This window comes from Neisseria gonorrhoeae, from assembly GCF_003315235.1.
Classification (GTDB): domain Bacteria; phylum Pseudomonadota; class Gammaproteobacteria; order Burkholderiales; family Neisseriaceae; genus Neisseria; species Neisseria gonorrhoeae.
Window position 1 is genome coordinate 16,358 of record NZ_QNRU01000001.1, and the last position, 13,078, is coordinate 29,435.

A 13,078-nucleotide genomic window follows, 5' to 3' on the forward strand; every position below is an offset into this window, starting at 1 on the left:
TGCCGTCTGAAATCAGTCTGATGTATCGGTTTCGGCGGTTTTTTTCGGCTGCCGCCAAAGCACCCAGACTTTCAGCCGCCGGTAGGATTCTTTGTCCGTCATGTCGGGCATGATGCATTGGCGGACGGTTTTGCCGCCTGTGTCCCATTGTAAGAATAAGGCATAAGGCGTAACCATACTGCTGCCCGCAAGTGTTGCCGCTGTTTTGTCTTTGCCGGATACGATTTCCGCCCGTCCGTCGCGGTCTATGGTAATGGCGGTTATGGCATGGCGGTGTTTCAGATTCGTTATCCTGAGCGAGTATGCGTAACTTGCCGCCAAAGCCGCCAAACCGAACCACATCATCCGGCCGTAAAACCAAGTCAGGCAGACGGCAATGGAAGCCGAGTGGAGTGATACGGTCAGGATGTTCAGGATGCGGGACGGCCTCAATGCCGTCTGAAAGGCGCGCATGGCGTTACATCATATTGTCGAACACGGGCGTGATGTTCAAATCCGCTTCTTCCATATCCAAAACCATATCGTGGATTTCAATGTCGAAAAATTCCCAAAACGCCTTCAGCCCCATATCTTGCGGCCATTTGTCCTTGTCGATGTCCCAACCTGCCAGCTCCGCCTCAAAAATCTGCCGGTAGCGTTCGTCGAAGTAGGAAACGACGGCTTCCGGTTCGTCGAACTGCGGAACGAGGAAGACGGAACAGTCGGCGCGAAGCTGTTCTATGGTCAGGTCGGGCATATTTTCGTCGGTGCTTTTGAGCCATTCCAAAAAGCGCGCGGTCGGCTTGAGGACGGCGGCGGTGCGGTCAACAAAATACATGGTGTGCTTTCTCAATCATCTTGCGGTGTCGGGCTATGCCGTCTGAACGTTCGGTTTTCAGACGGCATAGCATCAATGGGTCATGACTTGTTGCAGGAACTGCTTGGCGCGTTCGTGTTTCGGGTTGGTGAAAAACGCTTCCGGCGTTTCGTCTTCAAGGATTTGCCCTTTATCGACGAAAATCACGCGGTCGGCAACTTCGCGGGCAAACCCCATTTCGTGGGTTACGCACATCATCGTCATGCCGCTTTCCGCCAAGTCTTTCATCACTTTCAACACTTCGCCGACCATTTCGGGGTCGAGTGCGGAAGTCGGCTCGTCAAACAGCATCACGCGCGGCTCCATCGCCAGCCCGCGCGCAATCGCCACGCGTTGCTGCTGGCCGCCGGAAAGTTGGGAAGGGAAGGCGTCTTTTTTGTGTGCCAGTCCGACGCGTTCCAAAAGCTCCATTGCCTTTTTCTCCGCCTGTTCCGCATTTTGCCCCTTAACCTTCATCGGTGCGAGGGTGATGTTGTCCAACACGGTCAGGTGCGGGTAGAGGTTGAAACTTTGAAACACAAAGCCGACTTCTTCGCGGATTTTGTTCAAATCGGTTTTGGGGTCGGCAACGTTGACGCCGTCCACCCAAATCTCGCCGCTTTCGATGCTTTCAAGCTGGTTGACGGTGCGGATGAGTGTGGATTTGCCGCTGCCCGAAGGCCCGCAGACGACGACCACTTCGCCTTTTTTGATTTCCAAGTTTATGCCGTTGATGACGTGCAGGTCTTTGAAATGTTTGTGTACGTTTTTGAATTTGATCATAGTGTCCATTCTTTTCGGGCAGTCTGAATCCGTCTGGCTGATTAAGGGTAAAACTTATTCAAATCGGCAACCAATTTGGTTAACTCTTCCTGATTCGGCTTATTCATGCCCCGGTAAACTTTGACGTAGCCTTTGTCGTTTTTCATATTCACGACATAGATGACGAAACGTGTGCCGTTGAATCCTTTTTCCGCATCGCAGGTGTAGTACGTCACACCCCCGCTTTCCGCTTTTTCCAGTACGCAGTCGTTTTTGCGGTAACCTTGCTCCTTCGCTATCCAATCCCGCGCAAATGAAGCCCTGTACGCGTCCGGCACGCGGACTTGGTCGACCAATAAATCATGATCGGGATTTTGGGAATAACCGTAATGGAAAACGGCGTTTGAACCGTTCAATTGCGCCTCCGGCATTTGATAACGCCGGTTTTGGAAAAACGCATCGTTCGGGTTCATGCAGGCAGTTAAAAGAAAAGTCAGGAGTGCGGCTGTGTATTTCATAGTTTGTTCACTCGGGCGGTTAAAGGAAAAGTCAGGAATACGGTTGTGTATTTTATGGTTTATTCTCTTATAAACAGTTATAAACGGTTTCAAGGCGGCTTGCCGGCAATTCAACGCACGAAATTCCGTTTGTACGCCATATGGTTTTCAATATTGGCTTTGGCATCTTTTTCATCCCAAACCTGCAATTCCCACGGATAGTAGAAATTGCTGCTGTTTTTGAAATAAATGTGTATGCCGATATAGCCGCCGGCATCGCGCAAATACCAGTTTTTCAAGCCGTATTCTGTTTTCCAGCCGTCAAGTTTTTCTAAAATCCCGGCGACTGTTTCAGACGGCCAAATCAGCCGCGCGCCGAAAATATCGTTCAGGATGTTGTTGGTCGGATATTGGGTGCCGCGTGCCAGATAGCGGTTGATTTTATCATGTATGCTTTCTGCGGTTTTCACGCGGTAGAAAAAGTCTATGCCGCGCGTATCGGCAAAGGCTAAATAATCGTTAACCGCTTCGTGCAAATTAAGGCGGTAAGACAAAATATGTTCGGTCGGAACGTTTTTGAGCGTGTGGCTCAAATTGATTTTCCGCACTTTGCCGGTTTCAAAATAATCCTGCGAATATTGTGCGTGCAGGCGGTTGATTTCGCGGATCAAACGCTCGGTTTTCTGCAGGTTGCTTTCCATCGCCGCGTCCCTTTTCAGACGGCCTTGTCCGCCAGATAATTGCTCAACGCCACATATTTCTCCGGCGCGATGTGTTCGGCACGGTCTTGCGGACTGATGCCGACTGCCTGCAAATCATCGTCGTCGGCAAGCTCTTTCAGATTGTTGCGTATGGTTTTGCGGCGTTGGCGGAAGGCGAGTTTCACCAGTTTGGCGAAATGCTCGAAATCGTCCGCCTTGCCGATACGGTGTTTCACCGGAATCATGCGCACCACTGCGGAATCGATTTTCGGCGCGGGATCGAACGATTCGGGCGGCACGTCAATCAGCAGCTCCATATCGAAAAAATATTGCAGCATCACACCCAAGCGACCGTAGTCGTTGCTTTTCGGCGCGGCAACCATGCGCTCGACCACTTCTTTTTGCAACATAAAGTGCATATCGGCGACATCGTCCGCCACCTCCGCCAGTTTGAACAAAAGCGGCGTGGAGATGTTATACGGCAGGTTGCCGACGATTTTCTTTTTGCCTGAGATGCCGTTGAAATCAAACTGCAACACGTCGCCTTCGTGAATCACCAGTTTATCCGCAAACGGCAGCGTTTTCAGACGGCATACGATGTCGCGGTCGATTTCGACAACGTGCAGGCGGTTCAGCTTTTTCGCCAAAGGTTCGGTAATTGCCGCCAAACCCGGGCCGATTTCAATCACGACATCATCCGCCTGCGGGCGCACGGCGTTGACAATATCGCCGATAATCCGCGTGTCCTGCAAAAAATTCTGCCCGAAACGCTTGCGGGCTTTGTGTTCTTTCATCGTGTTTCCTCTTCGGTTGAAACCCCGCCCTTTAGGGCGGCAGGATCAGACTCTGTTTGGGCGGGGCGTAACCCCTTCCAAATCAGGACGACACATAGGGCGGTGCTTTATGTGTCGTCCTGTGTGTTGGAACATAAATGTGTTTACAGTATCCGTTTGATGTCGGCATTGTAACCGAAAACGGCAGGGCGTGATAATGCTGTTTGAAGGCTTGCCGTGTTTGGCGGTTTGGTGCAAACCGGCTGTCTGCCGCTTTGCCTGTTGGAGGATTGAACGTGTCTGAAAATCTGCTTGAAATCGAAACCCATCCCTTCGATCCCGTGTTGCCGCCGAAGGCTGCGGTCATGATGATGGGGACGTTTCCGCCCAAGGAAGACAAACGCGCGATGCAGTTTCATTATCCGAATTTCCAAAACGATATGTGGCGCGTTTACGGGCTGGTGTTTTTTAACGATGCGGCGCATTTCCGGATGCCGTCCCACGGGGAGGCTGCGCACTCTGAAAAAGCGTTTGACGCGGAGAAAATCAAGGCGTTTTTGCACGAACGGGGGATTGCGTCCTGTCCGACCGTGTTGAAGGCGGCAAGGGAGCACGGCAATGCGTCCGACAAGTTTTTAAAGGTAGTTGAAACCGTCGATTTGGCGGCGGTGTTGGCGAAAATACCAGACTGCCGCCATATTTGTACGACAGGCGGCAAGGCGACGGAAATCCTGCTCGATATTCAGGGCGGCGGCATCAAAATGCCGAAAACGGGCTAAACCGTGCCGTTTCCGTTTGCCGGACGGGATTTGACACTGACGCGCCTGCCTTCGACTTCGCGCGCCTATCCTTTGAGTTTGGCGAAAAAGGCAGCGGCGTATCGGGCGTTTTTCGAAATGGCGGGCTTGTGTGAAAAGCAGTTATAATTGCCGACAATTTCCCGTTCAGACGGCATGTTTGAAAAAACGGAAATGCCGTCTGAAAACCTGAAGCATAAGGAAGAATCCGATGAAGAACTACCACGCGCCCGACGAGAAGGGCTTTTTCGGCGAACACGGCGGGCTTTATGTTTCCGAAACCCTGATTCCCGCTTTGAAAGAGCTGGAACAGGCCTACAACGAAGCGAAAAACGATCCTGAATTTTGGGCGGAGTTCCGCCGCGATTTGAAACATTATGTCGGCAGGCCCAGCCCCGTTTACCACGCCGCGCGGTTGTCCGAGCATTTGGGCGGCGCGCAAATCTGGTTGAAGCGCGAAGACTTGAACCACACCGGCGCGCACAAGGTCAACAACACCATCGGTCAGGCATTGCTTGCCCGCCGTATGGGCAAAAAACGCGTCATCGCCGAAACCGGCGCGGGTCAGCACGGCGTGGCTTCTGCCACCGTCGCCGCACGTTTCGGCATGACTTGCGACGTGTACATGGGTGCGGACGATATTCAACGCCAAATGCCGAATGTGTTCCGTATGAAGCTGCTTGGTGCGAATGTCATCGGCGTTGACAGTGGCAGCCGTACTTTGAAAGACGCGATGAACGAAGCGATGCGCGAATGGGTCGCCCGAGTGGACGATACGTTCTACATCATCGGCACCGCCGCCGGCCCCGCGCCGTATCCCGAAATGGTGCGTGATTTCCAATGCGTCATCGGCAACGAAGCCAAAGCGCAGATGCAGGAAGCCACCGGCAGACAGCCCGACGTCGCCGTTGCCTGCGTCGGCGGCGGCTCGAACGCCATCGGTTTGTTCTATCCCTATATCGAAGAAGAAAACGTACGTTTGGTTGGCGTAGAAGCAGGCGGTTTGGGCGTGGATACGCCTGACCACGCCGCGCCGATTACTTCGGGCGCACCGATTGGCGTACTGCACGGCTTCCGCAGCTATCTGATGCAGGACGAAAACGGCCAAGTCTTGGGGACGCACTCTGTTTCCGCAGGCTTGGATTACCCCGGCATCGGCCCGGAACACAGCCATCTGCACGACATCAAGCGCGTCGAATACACCGTTGCCAAAGATGACGAAGCACTCGAAGCCTTTGACTTGCTCTGCCGATTCGAGGGCATCATCCCCGCGCTCGAATCCAGCCACGCCGTTGCTTGGGCGGTGAAAAACGCGCCGAAAATGGGTAAAGACCAAGTGATTTTGGTCAACCTGTCGGGTCGCGGCGACAAAGACATCAATACCGTGGCGAAACTCAAAGGCATTGAGCTGTAGCTTTGTTAGTCTGATAAAAATGCCGTCCGAAGCTTGAGTTCAGACGGCATTTTATTTTGCTATGAATTTGGTATTTTAGAAACGAATCTGTATTTTAATTTGTCCGGATTTTTGTTTTTCCAATTGTTTTCCTTTTGTAATACTGCCATTTACGTTTAATGTAACATTACGGTACAGTAACGCGGCGCCTGCTGAATATTGCTGTTGATTATCTGCTTTATAGGCGAAGGATTTACCGCCCACATTCACGCCGCCTTTGCCATAATTGGCAAAGTAAGCTGCAGATAACAAGGGTTTTACGGTAAGGTTGCCGACTTTAAACCGATAAGCAAAATCCAGTCCGGCCGTTAGTGTTTTCACTGCCATAGAACTTACTTTAACACTGTCGTCACCCAACTTGTAATCTGCAGATGACAGGCGGCTGTAACGGATACCCGCACTAGGGACAATCTCGAATTGATTGATTTTCAGCGTATTGCCCAAAGTAAGGCCGGTTTGGATGCTTGTTCGGTTAAAGTTTGCTTTTTGCTGCGTTTGTAACCGGCTTCTCAAGCTGCCCGCACCAATATCGCCGGCCACATACCAAGCATCATTTAAATAATACTTACCATAAAGGTTGGCTTGCACAAAAGTATTTTTGCCGCTCGCCTGATCAAAAGTATGCTGACTGTCAGAGTAAGTCAATACTCCGCCTATCTGCATATTTTCGGACAAGCTGCGGTCAATGCCGATTTGTGTTTGCGTGCGTTTCGAACTAAACCGGCGATATTGTGCGGAAGCATAATCACGGCCATAACCGGTGTTTGACATCCAAACACTGTTTTTTTCGGCATCAGCGCGTGATTTTTGTGCAATGTGCCGTGTTAATGAAGCACCTGTATCCAACAAGATAGATTGCGTGCTTGCCATTGCGTCAGATAAAGCCGAGTTAGTATTGGTGCTGACTGCATCGGCTTGCGCGGCGGCTTGGGTTCGCGGCTGCGCGGCTCTTGGTTGTAAACCCGCCGTCTCAACTTTTTCATGAAGTTCCGTATTATCTTGAGGGTGTTTGTCTGATGTGGAAACCGATTCAGATGCATCTTCATCAGATGATGGTTCCGATGATATAGCTCTACGGTTACGACTTTTGGGTTGGAATTGCGTTGCTTGGCGACGTTCTTCTTCCGCTTCATCTTCCAACTCCTCCAAGGGGATTTCTTCATAATCATTAATTAACTCCCTTCCCATTCTAGGTATTACACGAGCTAAATTACCTATTGATGATTCACTATTGTCTTTTGCATCATAATCATCCAATGAAAATACTGGCGCAGGAGGTCTAGGTAATATAGCCCGACGTCTACGACGTTTTGGTTTGGCATTAGCTTGATGACTTGCCTCTTCTGCTTTTTGTCTTGCCAACTCTCTGGCTTTACGCTCTGCTTCCGCCTTTTGTTTGGCGGCTAACTCTGCAGCTTTTCGTGCTTCTTCCTGCTGACGAGCAATTTCGGCTGCTTTGCGTTTTGCCTCTTCGTCTTTTTGACGTGCAACTTTTTCTGCTTCTGCTGCTTGCTGACGCTTCACTTGCTCCGCTTTTGCTTGTTGGCGGAGGGCTTCTTCGGCTTGATTTGCCTGCGGGCTAGGCGGTGCGACGACGATATTTTGAGGCTTGGCAATTTGTGCACCGTCCGTTTGTGTTGCCTTTTGTGCTTGAGAAGCCGTGTTTGCGGCAGGAGACGGGGCCGGCTTGACTGGGCGGCGGTTCCCGGCATAAGGATTGTACAACCGGGTAATACCGTTTTCTGTTTTGATTGTATAACGCAATGCGCCTAAATCGACGTAATGATTTGCCAAGGAAACAAAAAGGCGGGAGCGGTCTTGTACGGATGATGCATCAAAGAGATCCAGCCCTTCCTGATTAGGTTCGCCTGTTTTATTTTGAACATGGAGCTGATAATGGCCGGATGCGGATTCCTTCACAAGCACTTTATCCCCAAGATTTTTCGCCAAGTCCGTCAGATAATGAAAATGCCCGTTACCGGATAAATGATTGATTTTGATCGTGTGGTATTTATTTGCACTTTGCGCATCGGAAGCGTTGTTCAAATGAATATGGCTATCCGCCAATGACAGATTGTGTACTTGGCTGTCGCCGGTCAAATGCCATTTGCTATGTTGGTTTAGGCTGACACGGCTGTTTCCTTGTCCTTGAATTTTCCCCCATAATGCAGCCTTGCCCAAGACCAATGCCGCATTCTGATTCAAATTCACATTGCCGTTAATCCGTGTCGCATCAAAGCTGTTTAAAGCCTTATCGGATAAGTTGCCTGTGTTGCAGGTAACGTAACCGGTATAGTCCGAGCGCACGCAAACCTCATCGCCGTTTTTGTAACCCAAATTTACTTTGGCGTTGTCTGTTGCGGTGATGTTGGCGGTGATGTCGGATACATTTCTTCCGGAAGAGAATGATGCGGATTGGTTAACCGCAATTTCTGCGGCTTTGAATGTGCGGTTTATCCAGTCGTCTTCAAATACGACTTCATTGTTTTTGGAGAAATGTGCGTCTTTTCGGGCTGAAGATTTGTTCACAAAATCTCTTGCGTGTGGTGTTGGACGACCTGATAACAAGACATTGCCTTGAGTTACGCTTATTTTTCCGTTTAAATTCGCGCCGCCTGTTAACAAGAAACTGTTTTGCGCGCTTTTGCCATTGAAATTAAGGTTTAATGCCCCGTTATGTCCTTTTTCGTTTTCTTCGCCAAAGAAACCGCTAAAACCGCTAATACGCTGATTGTTTTTATGGTTCATCGCGTTTTTCTTGGCTTCTTCTTGTGTGCTGCCCATTAAAATCCAGTCGTTATTTTCCGTTTGTCCGTTTTCGGGCATCGGTGCGTTAACACTGCCACCGGATTTTAGGGCGTAATAACGATAGTTTTTGTAATAAAGATCTTTGCCTTGTGGGATGGGTCGCCTTGGCCGGTAATAATAACTATAATTATCTTCGTCATAGTCATTTTGTATACTATGTACCGAAAGGCTGTTCGGATTGGTAATTAAAGATTTACCCGTTAGTGTGATTGTGGAGGCGTGGTCTGTGTTGTGGTTGACAATGCGCGCGCCTTCATCCACGTTGCGGATGTGTTCAAAAGTCAAGTCATTGCCATTGGCATCCAAACGACCGCCACGGAAACCGAAATACAGATTATTCGGGTTAATCTGGTCCGGACTGTTCAGCACCAATGTACCGCGTCCGCTGACAATGCCGACTTGGGAGAAAGCCTGAACTTTTTGGTTTGAATCGGCTTTTTGATTCAGAATAACCGTACCGTCGCCGACCTTTAATTGCCCTTGGTTAACGCCTGTGCCGTTTATTTCCAAAGTGCCTTTGCCGATTTTTGCCAATCTGTCGCCATTCGGATTTTTGACTTGCCAAACGACTTTTTTGCCGTCGGCAACATCAATCCCCGCACCTAACCAAGTGATGTCATTATTTGCGCCTTTGACTGTGTAATCGCCTTTGAAAAACAGGCCGCCCGCGCCTTGGTTGATGTTTTGATCCAATACCAAAGTGCCGTTGTCTTCAAAGGTAACATTTTGTCCGTTGTTCGCATCTCCTTCATTGTTGGCAAGCCTTACCGCTGTCGAACCGATATGGCTGTTTGTACCCGTGGTTTTCCAATGATGTTCTCCATTACCTTTGACGGTGCCGGCGTTATCGTGTTGTTTGATTTTATCTGCAAATTCTTTTTTATAGATATTCCATTCTTGCCATGATTTTTTTCCGTAACCTGCCCAATAATCGTAAGTTCCCAAAAAGACCCATTGATTTTTTTGTTTGTCAAAAGCAAATAACGGAGAGCCGCTATCGCCCAACACGCCGTAATTTGTTAACGCATCTTGCGAAAGTGCTTGTTTAAGTTCTTCTGCCGAATACTGTTTATTATGATTACCAAAGCCGATCAAACCTTCGGTATTCATTGTTTGGTCAATATTAATATCTTTATAAGGCGTACCTGCAATGGCATAACGATAGGCTTGTGAAAGATCGCGCAAATCGTAGCCTTTTTCATTTCCTTCTTGATGATAAACCCCTTTTTCATAAACTAATTGCCTGCCCGCACCGATTCTGACAAAAGAGGAAAAACGGTTTTTATCTTTGTAAGTATCTAATCCGCCGCCGGCATCAGTTGGTGCAATCGGCGCAACTTCGGTTACAAACTTATTAAAACGCGCCATATTATAATCTTCGAGGCGGCCTAAATTGCTCGCACTCCAAGCTTTATGGGGTTCATAGTTATTTTGTTCGACAACGCGGTATTCATTTTCTTTGTCGGCTACATCATTATGACCGTTGTATTGGCCGTAATAAAAAGTATGGACTTCTGCTTTGGCGTGTTTGACGCTGACGGCATATTGGGGATCGACTACCGTTGCTATGCGTTTGTTGACATCTGCAACGCTAAAATCAATCATCGGTACGTTGGATAATGCGTTGCCGATGTTTTGACCTCGTTTGTTTTTCACTGATAAATCGGTTGCGCCGACAAAAAATTTGCCTTTGTTTTCTGCAAAGTCACGGAATATTTGATAATCGACATCGTCTCTCACCAATGCCGCTTCTGAGTATGGCGTAAGGGCATAGGCAAGAAAGATGGATAAGGATATGGCGTTAATTTTAAAACGTTTGGCTTTCATAAGGTTTTACCGTTTTAATAGCGATAATGTTTTGCATTTTACGCCGGTTGGGTGGTGTTGAGTATTTTTTTGTGTAACTCATTCATTTTGGTGTTTTATTGCCAATTTAAAAAAGAATCCTGATGTTTTTATTTCCGCTTTCTTTGTTCTGTTATTCAAGCGAAGATAGGAAGCCGGTTTTTGTGGTTCGGTTCTTTCCGATAAATTTCTGCGGCTTTTTGTCTTTGGATTCCCGCTTTTGCGGGAATGACGATGGAAAGTTTGCCGTTGTCTCGGATAATACTGAGGCTTTTCGTTTGCATTCTTATCATTTTCAAATCTTGTTATGACGGTTTTATGGCTTTGCTTTATCATCGTTTGTTTTTTATATCGGGAGTGGGGAGACGTGTTCCGTCGTTGGTTTTTGCCGTGTTGGGTTGTCGGCGTGGCAGTTTCGTTCGCACTGTCGGTTGTACCGCATTGGCCGTTTTGGTTGGCGGCTTTTGCGGTTTTGGCTGTGCTTGCAAGGCGTTTTGCGTTTGCCGGTCTGATGCTGTGCGTGTTGGCGGGCGCGGCTTACGGCGTATTCAGAACGGAAGCGGCACTGTCTTCGCAATGGCGGGCGGAGGCGGTTTCAGGCGTGCCTTTGACGGTGGAAGTGACGGATATGCCGAGGTCGGACGGGCGGCGCGTGCAGTTTGCGGCAAAGGCTGTGGACAGCGGCGGTCGGACGTTTGATTTGCTGCTGTCGGACTACAAACGGCGCGAATGGGCGGTCGGGAGCAGATGGCGGATAACGGCACGCGTGCACCCCGTCGTCGGGGAGTTGAACCTGCGCGGTTTGAACCGTGAGGCGTGGGCATTATCCAACGGGGTAGGCGGCGTGGGGACGGTCGGTGCGGACAGGGTTTTGCTGCATGGCGGAAGCGGTTGGGGGATTGCGGTTTGGCGCAGCCGCATCAGCCGCAATTGGCGGCAGGCGGATGCGGACGGCGGGCTTTCAGACGGCATCGGGCTGATGCGCGCGTTGAGCGTGGGCGAACAGTCGGCATTGCGCCCCGGATTGTGGCAGGCGTTCCGGCCGTTGGGGCTGACGCATTTGGTCAGTATCTCGGGTTTGCACGTTACGATGGTGGCGGTGCTGTTTGCGTGGCTGGCGAAGCGGCTGCTTGCCTGTTCCCCGCGCCTTCCCGCCCGGCCGCGCGCGTGGGTTTTGGCGGCGGGGTGTGCGGGCGCGCTGTTTTACGCGCTGCTTGCCGGTTTTTCCGTGCCGACGCAGCGCAGTGTTTTGATGTTGGCGGCGTTCGCGTGGGCGTGGCGCAGGGGAAGACTGTCGGCGTGGGCGACGTGGTGGCAGGCGTTGGCGGCGGTGCTGCTGTTCGACCCTTTGGCGGTTTTGGGTGTCGGTACTTGGCTGTCTTTCGGTTTGGTGGCGGCCCTGATATGGGCGTGTGCAGGGCGTTTGTACGAGGGGAAACGGCAAACCGCCGTGCGCGGGCAGTGGGCGGCTTCGGTGTTGTCTCTGGTTTTGCTCGGTTATCTGTTTGCCTCGCTGCCTTTGGTCAGCCCTTTGGTCAATGCGGTGTCGATACCGTGGTTTTCTTGGGTGTTGACCCCGCTGGCGTTGCTGGGTTCGGTCGTGCCGTTTGCGCCGCTTCAGCAGGCGGGGGCATTTTTGGCGGAATACACTTTGCGGTTTTTGGTGTGGCTTGCCGATGTGTCGCCTGAGTTTGCCGTTGCCGCCGCACCTTTGCCGCTGCTGGTGTTGGCGGTGTGTGCCGCTTTGCTGTTGCTGCTGCCGCGCGGCTTGGGTTTGCGTCCGTGGGCGGTGTTGCTGTTGGCAGGGTTTGTATCCTACCGTCCTGAAGCAGTACCTGAAAACGAAGCTGCGGTTACGGTTTGGGATGCGGGGCAGGGCTTGTCGGTGCTTGTGCGGACGGCAAACCGCCATCTGCTTTTCGATACGGGAACGGTAGCGGCGGCACAAACGGGTATCGTGCCGAGTTTGAATGCGGCGGGTGTCCGCCGTTTGGACAAGCTGGTTCTGTCGCATCACGACAGCGACCACGACGGCGGCTTTCAGGCAGTCGGCAAGATACCGAACGGCGGGATTTATGCCGGACAGCCGGAATTTTATGAGGGGGCGCGGCATTGTGCGGAACAGCGTTGGCAATGGGACGGCGTGGATTTCGAGTTTTTGAGGCCGTCTGAACGCAAAAATATCGATGATAATGGGAAAAGTTGTGTTTTGCGTGTTGTGGCGGGCGGTGCGGCACTGCTGGTAACGGGAGATTTGGATACGAAAGGTGAGGCGGAGTTGGTTAAAAAATACGGCTCAAACCTGTACAGCCAGGTTTTGGTTTTGGGACATCACGGCAGCAATACGTCCTCGTCGGGCGTGTTCCTCAATGCCGTTTCGCCCGAATATGCCGTTGCTTCAAGCGGTTATGCCAACGCCTACAAGCATCCGACCGAAGCGGTGCAGAACCGTGTCCGCGCACACGGCATCAAGTTGTTGCGGACGGATTTGTCGGGCGCGCTGCAATTCGGCTTGGGACGCGGAGGCGTAAAGGCTCAACGTTTGAGAGTGTATAAATTCTATTGGCAGAAAAAACCGTTTGAGTGAACGGGAAGGCTGGTGCCGGA

10 protein-coding genes and 1 pseudogene are annotated in these 13,078 nt (G+C 50.8%); 3 read left to right on the forward strand and 8 right to left on the reverse strand.

Annotation, left to right across the window (positions count from 1 at the left end; all coding sequences use genetic code 11):
• Window positions 1-12: 12 nt before the first annotated feature.
• The 6 genes from DFR77_RS00080 to rsmA form a co-directional block, all read right to left on the reverse strand.
• Window positions 13-453, reverse strand: coding sequence for a protein YgfX (locus DFR77_RS00080; protein ID WP_003687622.1), 441 nt, complete (start codon window positions 451-453; stop codon window positions 13-15).
• 4 nt (window positions 454-457) lie between these two features.
• Window positions 458-817, reverse strand: coding sequence for a hypothetical protein (locus tag DFR77_RS00085; protein WP_003687624.1), 360 nt, complete (start codon window positions 815-817; stop codon window positions 458-460).
• Window positions 818-889: 72 nt separating this feature from the next.
• Window positions 890-1,618: an amino acid ABC transporter ATP-binding protein gene (locus DFR77_RS00090; RefSeq protein ID WP_047923992.1), complete on the reverse strand. Its 729-nt coding sequence runs from the start codon at window positions 1,616-1,618 to the stop codon at window positions 890-892.
• A gap of 41 nt (window positions 1,619-1,659) precedes the next feature.
• A complete protein-coding gene (locus DFR77_RS00095) occupies window positions 1,660-2,115 on the reverse strand; it encodes a hypothetical protein (protein WP_003690747.1) in 456 nt (151 codons plus the stop codon).
• 110 nt (window positions 2,116-2,225) lie between these two features.
• Complete coding sequence (locus tag DFR77_RS00100) at window positions 2,226-2,795, reverse strand: nucleotidyltransferase family protein (protein WP_003687630.1); 570 nt, start codon at window positions 2,793-2,795, stop codon at window positions 2,226-2,228.
• 14 nt (window positions 2,796-2,809) lie between these two features.
• Window positions 2,810-3,589 (reverse strand): 16S rRNA (adenine(1518)-N(6)/adenine(1519)-N(6))-dimethyltransferase RsmA, encoded by a 780-nt coding sequence (rsmA, locus tag DFR77_RS00105; RefSeq protein WP_003690749.1) that lies wholly within the window; start codon window positions 3,587-3,589, stop codon window positions 2,810-2,812.
• Between the two features lie 196 nt (window positions 3,590-3,785).
• Between rsmA and DFR77_RS00115 the strand changes: the two are divergent.
• Together DFR77_RS00115 and trpB are read left to right on the forward strand one after the other, a co-directional pair.
• Window positions 3,786-4,494 (forward strand): annotated as a pseudogene (locus DFR77_RS00115) (uracil-DNA glycosylase family protein).
• Between the two features lie 82 nt (window positions 4,495-4,576).
• Complete coding sequence (gene trpB, locus DFR77_RS00120) at window positions 4,577-5,779, forward strand: tryptophan synthase subunit beta (RefSeq protein ID WP_003687637.1); 1,203 nt, start codon at window positions 4,577-4,579, stop codon at window positions 5,777-5,779.
• A gap of 75 nt (window positions 5,780-5,854) precedes the next feature.
• Here trpB and DFR77_RS00125 read toward each other — a convergent pair whose 3' ends face one another.
• Together DFR77_RS00125 and DFR77_RS13210 are read right to left on the reverse strand one after the other, a co-directional pair.
• Window positions 5,855-10,453 carry a S6 family peptidase gene (locus DFR77_RS00125; protein WP_113852012.1) on the reverse strand — a complete coding sequence of 1,533 codons (4,599 nt, stop codon included), beginning with the start codon at window positions 10,451-10,453 and terminating at the stop codon, window positions 5,855-5,857.
• A gap of 78 nt (window positions 10,454-10,531) precedes the next feature.
• Window positions 10,532-10,807: a hypothetical protein gene (locus DFR77_RS13210; RefSeq protein ID WP_154212468.1), complete on the reverse strand. Its 276-nt coding sequence runs from the start codon at window positions 10,805-10,807 to the stop codon at window positions 10,532-10,534.
• A 31-nt stretch (window positions 10,808-10,838) separates the two neighbouring features.
• Between DFR77_RS13210 and DFR77_RS00130 the strand changes: the two genes are divergently transcribed.
• Entirely contained in the window at window positions 10,839-13,058 is a 2,220-nt protein-coding gene (locus tag DFR77_RS00130) for a DNA internalization-related competence protein ComEC/Rec2 (RefSeq protein WP_154236097.1), read from the forward strand.
• Window positions 13,059-13,078 lie beyond the last annotated feature (20 nt).